Source organism: Streptomyces sp. NPDC000348 (assembly GCF_042898795.1).
GTDB lineage: Bacteria > Actinomycetota > Actinomycetes > Streptomycetales > Streptomycetaceae > Streptomyces.
The window spans coordinates 520,902-534,668 of record NZ_JBIAZD010000002.1 but is presented as its reverse complement, the minus strand read 5'-3'; the positions used below and the strand labels follow the sequence as shown (position 1 = coordinate 534,668).

Annotated in this window: 15 protein-coding genes and 2 pseudogenes; 7 read left to right on the top strand and 10 right to left on the bottom strand. The window is 72.2% G+C overall.

The features are described 5' to 3' along the window. Window positions 1–40 precede the first annotated feature (40 nt). Window positions 41–454 (top strand): Fur family transcriptional regulator, encoded by a 414-nt coding sequence (locus ACFY3N_RS06250; protein ID WP_390815452.1) that lies wholly within the window; start codon window positions 41–43, stop codon window positions 452–454. A 28-nt stretch (window positions 455–482) separates the two neighbouring features. Beyond that, window positions 483–632, top strand: a complete 150-nt coding sequence (locus ACFY3N_RS06245) for a hypothetical protein (RefSeq protein ID WP_390815451.1) — start codon at window positions 483–485, stop codon at window positions 630–632. Window positions 633–689: 57 nt separating this feature from the next. On the opposite strand, the gene ACFY3N_RS06240 is transcribed toward ACFY3N_RS06245, so the two are convergent. From ACFY3N_RS06240 to ACFY3N_RS06225, 4 genes are read right to left on the bottom strand one after another with little or no spacing between them, the layout of a single operon-like run. Next, window positions 690–1,529, bottom strand: a complete 840-nt coding sequence (locus tag ACFY3N_RS06240; RefSeq protein ID WP_390815450.1) for an isoprenyl transferase — start codon at window positions 1,527–1,529, stop codon at window positions 690–692. A gap of 21 nt (window positions 1,530–1,550) precedes the next feature. Then, window positions 1,551–2,297, bottom strand: a complete 747-nt coding sequence (gene recO / locus ACFY3N_RS06235) for a DNA repair protein RecO (protein ID WP_390815449.1) — start codon at window positions 2,295–2,297, stop codon at window positions 1,551–1,553. Window positions 2,298–2,318: 21 nt separating this feature from the next. Next, window positions 2,319–2,534, bottom strand: coding sequence for a hypothetical protein (locus ACFY3N_RS06230; protein WP_390815448.1), 216 nt, complete (start codon window positions 2,532–2,534; stop codon window positions 2,319–2,321). Beyond that, on the bottom strand, window positions 2,531–2,740 hold the full coding sequence (locus tag ACFY3N_RS06225) for a hypothetical protein (protein WP_390815447.1): 210 nt from the start codon (window positions 2,738–2,740) through the stop codon (window positions 2,531–2,533). Before ACFY3N_RS06225 ends, ACFY3N_RS06230 begins: the two co-directional genes overlap by 4 nt. Window positions 2,741–2,855: 115 nt before the next feature. Between ACFY3N_RS06225 and ACFY3N_RS06220 the strand changes: the two are divergent. The 5 genes and pseudogenes from ACFY3N_RS06220 to ACFY3N_RS06200 form a co-directional block, all read left to right on the top strand. Beyond that, window positions 2,856–3,454, top strand: a pseudogene (locus tag ACFY3N_RS06220) (Scr1 family TA system antitoxin-like transcriptional regulator); the annotation flags it as partial. A gap of 8 nt (window positions 3,455–3,462) precedes the next feature. Beyond that, complete coding sequence (locus tag ACFY3N_RS06215; RefSeq protein WP_390815567.1) at window positions 3,463–3,549, top strand: DUF397 domain-containing protein; 87 nt, start codon at window positions 3,463–3,465, stop codon at window positions 3,547–3,549. Between the two features lie 104 nt (window positions 3,550–3,653). Then, on the top strand, window positions 3,654–4,367 hold the full coding sequence (locus tag ACFY3N_RS06210) for a DUF4328 domain-containing protein (protein ID WP_390815446.1): 714 nt from the start codon (window positions 3,654–3,656) through the stop codon (window positions 4,365–4,367). Window positions 4,368–5,374: 1,007 nt separating this feature from the next. Further along, window positions 5,375–6,853 carry an alpha/beta hydrolase gene (locus ACFY3N_RS06205; protein WP_390815445.1) on the top strand — a complete coding sequence of 493 codons (1,479 nt, stop codon included), beginning with the start codon at window positions 5,375–5,377 and terminating at the stop codon, window positions 6,851–6,853. Window positions 6,854–7,009: 156 nt separating this feature from the next. Then, window positions 7,010–7,246, top strand: a complete 237-nt coding sequence (locus tag ACFY3N_RS06200; RefSeq protein ID WP_390815444.1) for a hypothetical protein — start codon at window positions 7,010–7,012, stop codon at window positions 7,244–7,246. A gap of 10 nt (window positions 7,247–7,256) precedes the next feature. On the opposite strand, the pseudogene ACFY3N_RS06195 reads toward ACFY3N_RS06200, so the two are convergent. From ACFY3N_RS06195 to ACFY3N_RS06170, 6 genes and pseudogenes are all read right to left on the bottom strand, one after another. Then, window positions 7,257–7,615, bottom strand: a pseudogene (locus ACFY3N_RS06195) (response regulator transcription factor); the annotation flags it as partial. Between the two features lie 120 nt (window positions 7,616–7,735). Beyond that, window positions 7,736–8,929: a hypothetical protein gene (locus ACFY3N_RS06190; protein WP_390815443.1), complete on the bottom strand. Its 1,194-nt coding sequence runs from the start codon at window positions 8,927–8,929 to the stop codon at window positions 7,736–7,738. An 81-nt stretch (window positions 8,930–9,010) separates the two neighbouring features. Next, window positions 9,011–10,018 (bottom strand): SCO2521 family protein, encoded by a 1,008-nt coding sequence (locus tag ACFY3N_RS06185; protein WP_390815442.1) that lies wholly within the window; start codon window positions 10,016–10,018, stop codon window positions 9,011–9,013. Between the two features lies 1 nt (window position 10,019). Next, window positions 10,020–10,985 (bottom strand): SCO2522 family protein, encoded by a 966-nt coding sequence (locus ACFY3N_RS06180; protein WP_390815441.1) that lies wholly within the window; start codon window positions 10,983–10,985, stop codon window positions 10,020–10,022. After that, window positions 10,982–11,899, bottom strand: coding sequence for an SCO2523 family variant P-loop protein (locus ACFY3N_RS06175; RefSeq protein ID WP_390815440.1), 918 nt, complete (start codon window positions 11,897–11,899; stop codon window positions 10,982–10,984). Before ACFY3N_RS06175 ends, ACFY3N_RS06180 begins: the two co-directional genes overlap by 4 nt. Before the next feature lie 3 nt (window positions 11,900–11,902). After that, entirely contained in the window at window positions 11,903–13,744 is a 1,842-nt protein-coding gene (locus ACFY3N_RS06170; RefSeq protein ID WP_390815439.1) for an SCO2524 family protein, read from the bottom strand. Window positions 13,745–13,767: the final 23 nt, after the last annotated feature.

The following is a 13,767-nucleotide window of genomic DNA, read 5'->3' as shown; positions in this document are numbered from 1 at the left end:
CAATGGCCCCGGCAGAGGCCAGATGTGAGGAGGCAATCCGGTGACGACCGCAGGACCGCCCGTGAAGGGCCGCTCCACCCGGCAGCGTGCCGCCGTGGCGGCTTGCCTCCAGGAGGTCGACGAGTTCCGCAGCGCGCAGGAACTCCACGACATGCTCAAGCACAAGGGCGACTCCGTCGGGCTCACCACGGTCTATCGCACGCTCCAGTCCCTCGCCGACGCCGGCGAGGTCGACGTCCTGCGCACCGCGGACGGCGAGTCCGTCTACCGCCGCTGCTCCACCGGCGACCACCACCACCACCTGGTCTGCCGCAACTGCGGCAAGGCGGTGGAGGTGGAGGGCCCGGCGGTGGAGAAGTGGGCGGAGGCCATCGCGGCGGAACACGGCTACGTCAACGTGGCGCACACGGTGGAGATCTTCGGCACCTGCGCGGACTGCGCGGCGGCGGCGTAACCGCGCTCGCCCGCCACACCCGGGACAGGTGCCGGTCGAGCGGGTCCCGCAGCCGCTGGAGGTCCTCCTCGCCGCGCGGGCCGCGCTCGGGTCCGTCCTCCGGGACCCGGACGCCCCGGAGGACGTCGGTGCCGTCGGCCGGTGGGCCGGCTCGACGGCGTCGGTGCCGCCGTCCTGAGCGATGTCCCGCCCCTGGTGGTCCATGGGGCGGAACCCGGCGTCCCGCGGCCCGGCGTCAGCCGTCGGGCTGCGTGCCCTCCATGGCCAGCAGTTCCTCGTTCGGGATCGCCCCGCCGAACCGCCGGTCCCGGGAGGCGAATTCCAGGCACGCCCGCCACAGGTCACGCCGGTCGAAGTCCGGCCACAGGACGTCCTGGAACACCATCTCGGCGTACGCGCTCTGCCAGAGCAGGTAGTTCGACGTGCGCTGCTCACCGCTCGGCCGCAGGAACAGGTCCACGTCCGGCATGTCCGGGTAGTACATGTACTTCTGGAGGGTCTTCTCGTTGACCTTCGACGGGTCGAGCCGCCCCGCCCGCACGTCCTCCGCCAGCGCCTGCGCGGCGTCCGCGATCTCCGCCCGCCCGCCGTAGTTCATGCAGAAGTACAGCGTCAGCCGGTCGTTGTCCTTCGTCTGCTCCTGGGCGACCTGCAGCTCCTTGGCCACCGACTTCCACAGCCTGGGCATCCGTCCGACCCACCGCACCCGCACACCCAGCTCGTCGAGCGTGTCACGCGTCTTGCGGATGAAGTCCCGGTTGAAGTTCATCAGGAAGCGCACCTCGTCCGGCGACCGCTTCCAGTTCTCGGTGGAGAAGGCGTACAGCGAGATCGCGCCGACCCCCATCTCGATCCCGCCCTGGAGCACGTCCAGCACCCGCTCGGCCCCGACCTTGTGCCCCTCGGTGCGCGGCAGCCCCCGCTCCTTCGCCCACCGCCCGTTGCCGTCCATGACGATCGCCACATGCTTCGGGACCAGTTCCCCGGGGATCTTCGGAGGCCGCGCGCCGGACGGGTGCGGTTCCGGCGTCCTGTACTCCCGGCGCTGACGCCCCAGGAACCCGCGTACCACCATGTGTCTCTCGTCTCCTCGTGCCTACTTCTCGACGTACCTCAGTGAGCGCAGACCGCGCTCCAGGTGCCAGTGCAGGTAGGCGGACACCAGCCCGCTCCCCTCCCGGACGTACCGTGCCTCGCACGCGTCCGCGGTCTCCCAGTCTCCCGTAAGCAGCGCTCCGAGGAGTCCCAGGGCCTGCGGTGAGGGTACGACGCTGCCGGGCACCCGGCAGTCGACGCAGACGGAACCGCCCGACGCGACCGAGAAGAACCGGTTCGGCCCGGGCATGCCGCACTTCGCGCAGTCGGTGAAGCTGGGCGCGTACCCGTTGACGGCGAGGGAGCGCAGCAGGAACGCGTCGAGCACGAGGTGCGGCGCGTGCTCGCCCCGCGCCAGCGTCCGCAGGGCCCCGACCAGCAGCAGGTACTGCTGCACCGCCGGCTCGCCCTCGTGGTCGGTGAACCGCTCCGCGGTCTCCAGCATGGCGGTGCCCGCGGTGTAGCGCGCGTAGTCGGTGACGATCCCGCCCCCGTACGGGGCTATCGTCTCGCTCTGCGTGCACAGGGGCAGACCGCGGCCGACCAGCTCGCTCCCCCGGGAGAAGAACTGCACGTCCACGTGCGAGAACGGTTCGAGACGCGCACCGAACTTCGACTTCGTCCGGCGCACGCCCCTCGCCACCGCGCGTACCCGTCCGTGACCGCGCGTGAGCAGTGTGATGATCCGGTCCGCCTCACCCAGCTTCTGGGTGCGCAGCACGATGCCGTCGTCGCGGAACAGACTCATGGCATCCATTGTCGCCCACGTTCACGGCACCTCCCCCCGGCTCCGGGCATTGGCGTACGCCGTCGCCGCGCGCAGCCGCTCGGCGGGCGTGGCGTTCCGTACGACACCGGGGTCGGCGTCCCACTCCCGGCCTCCGCCGTACGGCCTCAGCTGGACGTAGGGCCCCTCATGCCCCATGACCACGCCGATCCGCTCGGTCCGGGTGTCCACGACATGCGCGCCGACGGGCGGCTTCACCGCACCACCGCCGCCGCGATCCGCCGCGCGGTCTCCACGGAACACCGCCCCAGTTCGACGAGTGGACAGGGCGCCTCCCGCGCAAGACTCACCGGGTCCAGCCCCAGTGACGGCAGGGAAATTCCTGCCTTCGCTAGTGCCGCCCGCAATTCCTTCACCACTTCCTCCGCTTCTTCGGCGCAGAGCGCCGGGTGTCGTGCCTCCACGGTGATCCCCTCGCTTTTCCGGTTTCACTCTTCGCGCCTCCAGAATGCCGTGCCCTGCCTGCACTCGACAGGAGGCTGTGCACTACAAGTGCGAGTCAGCACAAGGGGATTGGTTATGGCCAATGGTTCGCGTCAAGCGGTGTGGGATTTCTTCGGCGCGGAACTGAAGCAGCGGCGCGAGGACGCGGGGTTCACGCAGGTGGAGCCGGGTGCACGGGTGTTCGTGTCCGGCGGTTGCATCGGCCAGTTCGAACAGGCGATTCGCAAGCCGCAATGGGATGTGGCGCAGCGGATCGACGATGCGCTGCAAACCGACGGTATTTTCGAGCGGCTGTGCAGGAAGCTGATTGACGATCGGCGGTACGCGGATTGCTTCGCGAAGGCGGCGGATCCGGAAGAGCCGGCGACGAAGATCTGCGACTTCGCGCCCGCACTTGTACCCGGCCTGTTGCAGACTCCGGAGTACGCGCGGGCGGTGACGCTTGCGATGAACCCATTCGCCTCGGACGCGTACATCGAGGACAAGAGGACAAGGTGTCCGGCCGAATGGAGCGCCGGCGCATCCCCGGCGACGCGACACGGCCCGTCCATTGGGTCGTCCTCCATGAGCACGTGCTGCATGTCCCGGTCGGCGGAGCCGCTGCGACGACGCGGCAGCTGGAACACCTGGCGGCGCTCGCGCCGAAGCGAGCGGTGTTGGTGCAGGTACAGTCGCGGGCGTCGTGCCCGTCCGGGACAGCAAGCTGACCGACGGGCCGGTGATCGTCGTCGGGTCGGTCGCCTGGGCGGACTTCATCCGCACCGTCTGACGGCGAATTGTTCTGGACGGGCTTTCACCGTCCGGCATATCGTGCGTCCGCGCGCGATCTTCCGCGGGTGATCATCGTCTTACCGCCCGTGGGGGGCCGTCGTCATGTTCGCATCCAAGAGTGGGCTCCGCCCGCCTTCCCCGCTGCCCGGCAGCGTGCCGTCGCTCGCCTCGCGCGGCCTCCTCATCGCCGTGGTGGCGGCGTTCGCCGCCGCCGCGCTCGGCGACCTGTTCGCCGTGTACACCGGTGTCCGGCTCCGCTCGGTGGTCGACGGCGACGTGACCGTCACGACCGCGTCGAGCCTGGAGTCCGCGTACTCGCTGTACGAGAGGGCGGGGCAGGTCCAGGTGGCCACAAGCCTGCTCTGCGCGGTGCTCTTCATCACCTGGTTCTTCCTGACGCGCCGCCGCACCGGGCTCCTGGCACCGGACCGGTTCCGCATGGGGGCCGGGTGGGCGATCGGCGCGTGGTTCGTCCCCGTGGCCAACCTGTGGCTGCCCTACCGCGTCGCCGTCGACATGTGGGGGGCCTGCTCTCCCCTGCCGACCGAGGGGCAGCAGCGCCGGGTGCCGATGTGGCCGGTGAACCTGTGGTGGGGCCTGTTCGCCGGGACGACCCTGCTCGGCCGGTACACCGCCACGCGCTTCGACACGGCCGACTCGCTCGGCGGGATCGACGACGCCGTGACGCTGTACCTGGCGGTCGACCTCCTGTACGCCGCCACCGCCGGGGCCGCCGTGGTGTTCGCGGTACGGCTGGCGGCCCTGGAGCGGCTGAAGGTGACCGAGGGACCGTACGGGAAGCCCGTCGAGGCGTGACCGTCGGCCGGAGCGTGTACCTGGACGGAGTTCACCCCCACCGTTGGGCCACTCGCTTCTTTGCCAGTGTCGTGCTTCCGCGACCCGGGTCAAGGGCGCTGCGTTCCGCTGCGCTCCACTCCGCGTCGCCTTCGGCGATGGCCCTGCGGGCCACCCTTGACCCGGCCCGCTCCAGCACGAGGGAGAAGCGAGCGAGTGGCCCGGAGAAAAGCGGGGGCCCGGGCACGCCTGCGGCCTGCCGTCCGCTGCCAGGCCGACGGTGTTCACGGACGCACTCGCACCCCACCGGCACGCCGGGTGGGCTTGGCGGCGAGCGGTGAGTGGGTGGTGGGGGGCGCGCACCAGCACCTCGCCTGCACGCCGGGTCGGCTCAGCGGCGAGCGCCGAGTGGGGGGGAGAGGAGGAGGGCGGTGGTGGCGTTGGCGGAGTGTGTCTTGCCGGTGGCGGAACAAGGGGAAAGGGGGAGATTGGAGCAATTCTCCAATCCCCCGCCCCTCCTCATGGCCCCTGACCTCCGTCTTGCCTGCCCGCCACGGGAGAACTGCTCCAATCATCCCGCCACCCACCATTCGCCGCCAAGCCCACCCGGCGTGCAGGCGAGGCGCGAGTGCGCCCCACCCACTCACCGTTCGCCGCTGAACCGACCCGGCGTGCGGGCGAGGCGCGAGCGCGCCCGCGGACCCCGCTCACCCCGCAGCCGACGGCAGGCCGCCGACATGCCTGGCCACCCGTTCCTCTCCGGCCGCCCGCACGCTTCTCCCCCGTGCTGGAGCGGGCCGGGTCAAGGGTGGGCCGCAGGCCCATCGGCGGAGCCGACGCGGAGTGGAGCGCAGCGGAACGCAGCGCCCTTGACGCGGACCGCGGAAGCACGACACTGACGAAGAAGCGGGCGGCCCCACGGCCACGTGGAAGCAGGCGTCCACCACGACCCCCAGGGGTAAACCCCAGCAAGAACAGGGGCGTTGCCCGGATGTGAGCAAGGCCGCGGTGCAGCAAAGCTCGTACGTATGCCGTCAACCACACGCACCCTCGCCCTCACCGCCGTACCCGCCGCCCTCCTCGTCGCCCTGCTCCCACCCCTGACCGCCCAGGCCGTACCCGCGTCCCTCGACTGGGGCCCCTGCGCGGGCACGGCCGGCGCCGACCCCCGCCAGGAGTGCGCCACCCTGCAGGTCCCCATGGACCACGCCGACCCCGGCGGCCCGCAGATCTCCCTCGCCGTCTCCCGTGTCCCCGCCGAGAGCCCCGCATCCCGCCGTGGCGCCCTCTTCCTCATCCCCGGCGGACCGGGTGGCTCCAGCCTCAACGACCCTTCCGGCAAGGGACAGAAGCTGCCGCAGGACGTACGCGACCAGTACGACCTGATCGGCTTCGCACCCCGCGGTGTCGCCCCCTCCACCTCCGTCGGCTGCGGGCTGGACCGCGCCGACCTCGCCACCTCCAAGCTGCGCCCCTGGCCCGCGCCGGACGGCTCGATCGACGGGAACATCGCCACCGCCGAGCGCATCTCGACCACCTGCGTCCGCAACGCCAGTGAGCTGATCCGCCACATCAGCACACGCGACAACGCCCGCGACCTCGACCGCCTCCGGGCCGCGCTGGGCGAGCGGAAGATCTCCGCGTGGGGTGTCTCGTACGGGACGTACGTCGGTGCCGTGTACAGCCAGATGTTCCCGCACCGGACGGACCGGATCGTGCTGGACAGCAACGACGACCCCGACCCCACCCGGGTGGCCCGCGCCTGGCTCGCCGGGCACGAGCGGGGTGTCGAGGACACGTTCCCGCACTTCGCGGCGTGGGCGTCGGCGCCCGGCAACCCGGACCGCATCGCGGACACGGCCGCCGAGGTGCGTCCGCTGTTCCTGCGGCTCGCCGCCCGTCTCGACCGTGAGCCGCTCCCCTGGCCCGGCGCCAACCCGGACGAGCTGAACGGCAACGTCCTGCGCCAGACCCTGCTGGACAGCCTCTACCGGCCGAGCGGTTACCCGGCCCTCGCCAAGCTGATGCTGGCCGCCCGGCAGGGCACCGTACCGCCCGCGCCGTCCGCCCCGCCGGAGTCGGTGCTGCAGAACGTGACCGCTGTCGGCGTGGGGACGCTCTGCAACGACGTGGCCTGGCCCAAGTCGGCCGCCGTGTACGAGAAGGGCGTCGCGGAGAGCCGGGCCGCGTACCCGCTCACCGCAGGGATGCCGCGCAACGCGATGCCGTGTGCCGCCTGGCCGTACCCGCCCCGCGAGGCACCTGTACGGATCACCGGCCGGGGACCGTCCGACATCCTCCTGGTCCAGAACGAACGGGACGTCGCGACCCCGCTCAGCGGCGCGCTGAAGCTGCGAGAGGCGTTGGGCCGGCGGGCGGTCATGGTCACCGTGAACTCCACCGGCCATGACGCCTATCTCGCCAACGGCAACGAGTGCGGCGACCGCACGGTCTCCCGCTTCCTCGCCACCGGCGAGCGCCCCGGCCGGGACGTGTACTGCCGCTGACGACAGGTGTTCAAGCGCTCTCCGGGCCGTTCGTCCGACCGGACGATGAGCTGTCGATGACGCCGTTGGCGTGAGGTTTCGCCCCGTGCGCAACCGGGGCTCCCGCAGTCGGCCTCCTGTCCTGCAGTACCGACACCTCTTGGTGAGGAGACCGCTATGACCGCGACCGCGTTCACGCTGGAGGGCGACTACCTGCTGGCCCCGCCCCACCCGGCCGACCGCCTCGACACCGCCATCGGCCCGCGCGACCGCCGCCGGCTGGAGCTGCACGCCGCCCTGACCGCCGCCGGCATCCCGCCCCGGCCCGAGGACCGTGAGGCCATCGAGAGCCTGAGCGCCCTGTCCGGCAGCATCAACAGCACCATCCAGCGCTGGCTGCACCACACCCTCTGAGACGGCGGCCTCACGGCGCCCCCGGCGCCACCAGCCCCGGCTCGTACGCCACGATCACCAGTTGCGCCCGGTCCCGCACCGCGAGTTTGCCCATGGTCCGGCTGACGTGGGTCTTCGCGGTGAGCGGGCTCAGCCCCAGCGACTCGGCGATCTCGGCGTTGTTCAGGCCGCGCGCGACGAGCGTGAGCACCTCGCGCTCGCGGTCGGAGAGGCACCGGGACCGGCGGCGACCGGCGCGGACGGGCCGCGCAGGAAACGTTCGACGAGCCGGGCCGCGGGGCCCGGTGAGAGCAGGGCCTCGCCGGCCGCGACCGTGCGGATGGCGTCCAGGAGTTCGGCGGGCCGGGTGTCCTTCACCAGGAAGGCGGCCACCAGCCGCTCGAACGCCCGTGAACCCCGACCCACCCAGGTTGACATCCCCCCTCCCTCGAGGAAGGGGAGGATGTCAAGGTGTTCTCGTCGGTGTCGTAGGCGCCGAGGACAAGGACGCTACGCCCGGTCGACCATCCAGGTGCCGTCCTCCTCGTCGTCGACCCGCACCTCCAGCTCGCGGATGCTCATGCCCGCCTCCCACAGTTCCCTGAAGCGCTTCATCCGGTCCTGGACGTGGTCCCGTCGTGCGATGAGCCGGGTCCTGACGTTGACGTCGCGCAGGTCCTGCTCGATCTCGAAGGAGACCTCCTCGTCGTAGACGATGAAGTCGTCGGTGGTGCCGCGCTGGAGGTGCGGCGGCAGTTCGGGCAGCACCGCCACCCGGACCTCGATGTGCAGCGCCTTCTGCTCGTCGCACAGCCGCAGCAGCCGGTCGTCGAGTTCGCGCGCGCTCGCCAGCAGGAACAGCCGCCGCACCGGCACCCCGTGTTCCTCGATCGCCTCCCGCTGGGCGTCGAGGTAGCGGCTGGCGGGCTCGCTGTTCCAGAACTCGCGGTCGACGGAGGTGCTGATGGCGCAGATGGACTGCTCCGCGGCGTGGGTGAGACTGAGCATCCAGTCGTGGTTCTCGCCGTGGCACTCCACGCTCATGCTGGTGAGCGCCGCCATGTGCCCGACCACCCGCTGCATCTCCAGGCGGACGAACGTGTAGAGGATGGACGGTCCGGGCGCGAGGGCCTCGGCGAAGCGCTTGGCCAGTTCCGGTACGCCGTCGGTGCGGACGCGGTCGAGCGGCGGGTAGGACTCGGGGGCCTGGGCCTGCTGGGCGAGGCGGTTCTCGACGAGTTGCCGGATGTCCTCGGTGTGCCGGGCCAGGCCGGTCCGCAGGTCGTCGTCGTGCCGCCGCAGCCCGTCCCGCACGGTGGCGGCGGTCTCGGTGAGGACGCTCTGGGTCCGCAGGGCCTGTTCGTCGGGTCCCCGGTCCCGGGCGAGGAGGAGGCGGGCGGCCACCGTGGCGGCGGCGCAGAGCGCGGCGGCGGCGAGCTGCCGGAGCGCTCCGGCCTCCGGGCTCAGCAGGGCGGCGACGCCCCAGACGGCGAGGCCGGCGGTGAGGCCGGTCAGGAGTCCGCGCGTCCACTCGGTCCGGTCGGGTAAGCGGGTCCAGGGGCGTGGGGGTGTGCCGTCCGGGACGCCGGGCGGCCGGGACCGGGCCGGGCCGGGGATCGCCGGACCGCCCTCGCGTCCGGGCGCGCCCCCCGCGCCGGGCAGGGGTGCCGTGTTCTCGGGCTGGGGTGACTGTGCCGTGCTCATCTCGCTTCTCCCCCCGTTGGGATGCGCGTCGGATCGAGGTGCGGGGATGTGCGTCGGGGTGGTGCGGGGCCGGGCCCGCGGTCAGGGAGTTAGCTCGGCCTCCCGGTGGGGCGGGGGAATCGCGTGCAGGGCGAGCTGGTCCCGGATGCGCTGCACCAGCGTCCGCCACTGCCGGGTGAAGCCGGGACGGTCCTCCAGCGCCTCCCAGAGCGGGGCGAGTCCGTGCGCGACGCGGGCCCGGGGCATCCACAGGTGCAGCAGGTGGTCGACGGCGGGCCGCAGTGCCGTGACGACGGCGGGGCGGTCCTCGCCGGCCCGGGACCGCGGCCGGGCGGACGGTTCCACGGCGCCCAGCCGGATGCCGTCCAGGATGCGGACGACGGTGGTGAGCAGCCAGTCGTGCAGGGCGAGGTCGTCGCAGAGCCCGGCGATCTCGCCGGCGGGCGTGCCGGCGGGGACGCGGAGCCGTACGGTGCGCAGCTCGTCCTCGGCGAGGGTGAACCGCTCGATCGACGGCTCCTCGTCGCGCCCGGTGGGCAGGGCCACCCAGCGGAGCCGGGTGGGGCGGGACTTCAGGGGCGGGCGCTGGTCGAGCAGGGGGTGGCGCAGCAGGCGGGTGAGGAGTCCGTCGGCGATCAGGCCGACGTCGAGTTCGCCGTGCCGCCCGCCGTTCAGCAGGCCCTGGGCGACCGCCTCGCAGGGCAGTCTCCCGAACGGCTCGAGGGTTCCGGGCCGTACGAGGTAGTGGCCCCAGGGGCGTCGGTGGTCGGGGCCCGCGGCGGGCACCCGGAAGTAGGCGGAGCTCTGCAGGACACGCCCCTCGGTGAGCGAGGCCCGGGCGGCGACGGTGCCGACGGCGCGGATCCTGGCGCCGTTGGCGCTGGGCAGGGGGCAGTCGACGCCGGTGAGGGTGTCCGGGGAGCGGCCGTAGAGGTTGGGGCGCTCGGAGAGCAGGACGCGTTCGTCGGCGCGTAGTCCGAGGAGTTGGGCGGCGGCGCGGCTGTCGAGGGCCTGGAGGGCCGGCAGCAGGCAGGTGCGGACCTCGCCGCAGGCGAGCACGACGGGGGGCGGGGTCTCCTGCGGCGTCATGTCACTGCCCCGCGTAGAAGACGTAGGAGACGCGGTCGGCCACCGAGTCGGGGACGGCCGCGTTCTCGCGGGCGGCGCGTCCGGCGGCCTGGTCCAGTGCTCCGGGGTCGACCTCGATCTGGTCGAGGATCACGCGGACGGCGTGCTCGACGGGTAAGAACCGGTTGGGCAGCACCGAGCAGGTCCGGTAGGCGGCGAACGGGTCCGCCCGCGGGTTCAGCCGGAGCAGCGGGGGCAGTTCGTCCCAGTCCTCGGGGAAGGCGGGGGCGGTGTGCGGCTGGGGCACCAGGACGGCCTCGCCGTCGTTGCGCAGCAGTCCGAGGCGGGCGAGCTGCCACACCGCGGCGAGGAAGGGGCAGGACCAGGTGCGGTGTCCGTCGGGGCCGTCGTCCCAGAGTTCGACGTCCAGGAAGACGGAGTGGCGGCGGGCGGCGGTCTCCTTCGGCGGCTGCCAGGCGGTGGCCGGCTTCATGGCCTGCGGGGCGCGCGCGACGGGGCTGCGCTCGCCGTTGGCCAGCCAGCCGGTCTGCGCGGCCGGCGGGCGCAGGCCGTGGCTGCCGGGGGGCGGTTCCTCGACGATGCGTCCGGCCACGGCCTCGGCGACCGGTACCTTGCCGGCGACGGCGCAGCCGGACTCGCGGGCCAGGTAGTCGACGACGAGTCCCGCCCGGTCGGCCTCCCGGAGCAGCATGGGGACGACGTCGGCGGGACCGGAGAAGCGGGTGAAGTAGTCGTCGACGAGGAAGCAGGTGCTGATCCGGGGGCGTGTGCCGCCGGTGGCGGCGGCCGCGCCGGCGCGGGCCGCCTCCGCCCAGGGGCGTACCCGCTCGAAGTGCCGCCGCAGGTGTTCCGGCCCGGCCTCGAAGTCCTCCATGTAGAGGTGGCCGAGCTCCAGGGAGAGGTGGGACAGGGGCACCGCCCGGGTGCGTGGTTCGGCGGCCGTCTCGCGGAACACCGCTTCCGTCATGGCCGCCCCCAGCAGTCGTCGTCGGTGAGACGTCGCGCGATCTCCTCCAGCGCCTCCAGTGTCTCCTTGTTGGCGATCTGTGTGGAGAGGACGTCCTCTTCGGTGATGAGCTGTTCGCGCCACTGCAGGATGGGTTCCAGGGGGATGACGCCGAGCACCACGCTGTCGCCGATGCGGTGTTCGGCGGCGAGCCGGCGCAGCGTCTCGTCGCAGGACTGCATCCAGGCGGCCTGGGCGGGCGTCCCCTGGGACCACAGCGGCGAGTCCGGATCGGGTACGGCGGCCCGGACGAGGCGGAGGGCGCCCAGCAGCGCCTCCTCGTCGTGGCCGCGTTCGACGCCGCCCCTGATGATGCCGTGGTCCTTGTGGACGAGTCCGGCGGCGGCGATCACGTGCTGCCGGGTCCAGCGGTGGAAGACCAGCCAGCGGAAGGGGACGTAGCGCATCCGGGGGTGGGCGGTCGCGGCGAGGACCATGTCGACGGCGTAGCTGCGGCCGGCGCTGAGGTCGACGACGATCAGGTCGAACTCGCCGTGCAGCCGCAGCAGGAGGTCGACGCACCGTTCGAGGGAGTCCTCGCCGGTGGCGAACTCGCCGCCGCCGGCGTCGCCGGGGAGCAGCACCAGACGGCCGGCCTGGTTGGGCCGGGCGCGCAGCTGGGGGTGCTCGGTCTGCCGCCAGACGTCGATCCTGGCCGGTTCGGTGACCGTGCCCTCCAGGTAGGAGTGCAGGCCGCGTTCCTCGGTGCCGCGCATCGCGCCGGGCACGTCGAAGACGGCGGCGGCGGTGGGCGAGCCGAAGTCGAAGTCCACGTAGGCCACGTGGTCGCCGGTGAGGGCGCGCTGGTAGGCCAGGTTGGCGCTGGTCACCGAGCGGCCGGTGCCTCCTTTGTCGGAGGCGGCGAAGACGAGCACGGCTCACACCTCCTGCGTGGCGGCGCCTCGGGCCTGGGCCAGGGTGTCGAGTTCCTGGAGCACCGGCAGGGCCAGGGCGAACGCGGTCGCGGGCCGCTCGTCGACCAGGCTGCGGGCGTGGTCCAGCCGGCTTTCCATGCTCCGCATGGCCCGGCCCCGGCTTCCGTCGGCGCCGGCGGAGGCCTCCAGCTGTTCCTTGCCGAAGAGGTGGGTGGCCTCGCTGAGCAGGTCCCGGGCCAGCTGGGCGAGTTCGGGGCTGCGGATGGGCTGTTGTTCGTAGAGGTTGCGGGCGGCGACCAGGCACTCGGTGACGCGTTCGGTGATGCTCCAGGAGAGGCGCCGGCCGACGCGGGTGTCCGGGTAGACGGCGCGTGCGTTGTCCCAGAGGCCGGCTCCCTCGCCGTCCTCGATGCGCCGGTTCCACAGGTGCTCGAACGCCTGCTCGCCCAGGCGGAGCAGCCGGTCCTGTGCCTCGATGTTCCGGGAGAGTTCCGCGAGCTGGATGATCCGTTTGAGCAGCTGGGCCGAGAAGTCGGTCATCCGCCACAGCAGGGGTCCGCCGGAGCGCTCGGATCCGGCGAGCGGCATGGTGACGCCCGGGTTGTGCAGCTCGATGACGGGGTCGTTCCTGGTCATGCGGCTGGTGACGCGGCCCCGGTCGGCCAGGCGCTCCATGATGGCGACGGTGCGGGTGAGGTCGTCGTCGGTGGCCTTCCGGCGGACCAGGTCGTGGACGAGGATGGCCGCGACGGTCAGGGAGAAGTACTCCGACTCCAGCCGCAGTCCGGTGGTCTGCCAGGGCAGGTCCTCCAGGGGCCAGCGCTCGCTGCCGAACCGGGCGACGGCCGACCAGTACTGCTGGCTGAGCTCCCAGCGCAGGCGTAACGCCTCGGCGAGTTTCTGCTGGTCGGCGTCGAGCAGCCCCAGGGTGAGGGTGCGGTCGGAGAACAGGTCCTGGATGCCGTCCAGGGCGATGACGGTGAAGTACACGTACGGCAGCCGGTCGGCGATGCCGTCGGGCTGGCCGGGGATCCGGCCGTCCAGGTCGGTGATGGTCGGCGCGTCCTTGACCACGCCCCAGGCCCAGCCGCACTCGAAGAGCTGGCTCTCGTCGCGGATGCTCTCGTCGACCTGGATGCCGCGGCTGAGGCTTTCGATGATCGTGGCGCGCAGCGGGCGGAACCGGCGGGAGAACTGCTGGAGGACGGCCCGGTCGGACTGCCGGTCCTGGCCGATGACCTGGATGAGCCGCCGGCCCTGTTCGGACTCGGCGTCGAAGACGTTGACGGTGAAGGAGCGCAGGAGGCTGATCATCGCGGCGGTCAGCCGGGTGTTCGTGGCCTCCCTCAGCTCGCCGAGGGCCTTGCGCACGTCGGGGCGGGTGGTGCTGGGCTCGTAGACCTTGAGGAATCCGAGCGTGGCGAGGCAGAGCGTGACGGACATGGAGTAGGAGTCGACCACGCCCAGCTGGTACTGCTCGTGGGTGAGTTTCTGCTGGGGTTCGGCCGGTCTGAAGTAGTGTCCGCCGGCGAAGGTGGGGCTGTCGTCGGGTCCGGTGTGGCTGCGCATGAACTGGGAGAGCGCGGTGATCAGGTTGGGCGGGATCTCCAGCCGGCTGCCGACCCCCTCCAGCGCGCGCAGCACGTCCCGTTCGGTGGTGTCCGGCTGGTCGAGGCGGAAGGCGGGGACCTCGGTGGCGGGGTACAGCAGGCAGAGCAGCCGCTCGGCGTCGGCGACGCTGCTCAGCCCGTCGGTGTCCTCCCAGACGAGCTTTCCGCCGTCGAACGAATGGCGGGCCATGGCCCGCCAGATCTCCAGCATGTGCTGCCGTGGCTTGATCTGCATCCCCGCACCCCTCGTACAGATCT

What these genes read in the sequence shown, in the direction of transcription:
- ACFY3N_RS06240 (WP_390815450.1), bottom strand. Translation starts at nt 1,529, where the DNA reads ATGGTGGTACGCGGGTTCCTGGGGCGTCAGCGCCGGGAGTACAGGACG.
- recO (WP_390815449.1), bottom strand. Translation starts at nt 2,297, where the DNA reads ATGAGTCTGTTCCGCGACGACGGCATCGTGCTGCGCACCCAGAAGCTG.
- ACFY3N_RS06210 (WP_390815446.1), top strand. Translation starts at nt 3,654, where the DNA reads ATGTTCGCATCCAAGAGTGGGCTCCGCCCGCCTTCCCCGCTGCCCGGC.
- ACFY3N_RS06205 (WP_390815445.1), top strand. Translation starts at nt 5,375, where the DNA reads ATGCCGTCAACCACACGCACCCTCGCCCTCACCGCCGTACCCGCCGCC.
- ACFY3N_RS06200 (WP_390815444.1), top strand. Translation starts at nt 7,010, where the DNA reads ATGACCGCGACCGCGTTCACGCTGGAGGGCGACTACCTGCTGGCCCCG.
- ACFY3N_RS06190 (WP_390815443.1), bottom strand. Translation starts at nt 8,929, where the DNA reads ATGAGCACGGCACAGTCACCCCAGCCCGAGAACACGGCACCCCTGCCC.
- ACFY3N_RS06185 (WP_390815442.1), bottom strand. Translation starts at nt 10,018, where the DNA reads ATGACGCCGCAGGAGACCCCGCCCCCCGTCGTGCTCGCCTGCGGCGAG.
- ACFY3N_RS06180 (WP_390815441.1), bottom strand. Translation starts at nt 10,985, where the DNA reads ATGACGGAAGCGGTGTTCCGCGAGACGGCCGCCGAACCACGCACCCGG.
- ACFY3N_RS06170 (WP_390815439.1), bottom strand. Translation starts at nt 13,744, where the DNA reads ATGCAGATCAAGCCACGGCAGCACATGCTGGAGATCTGGCGGGCCATG.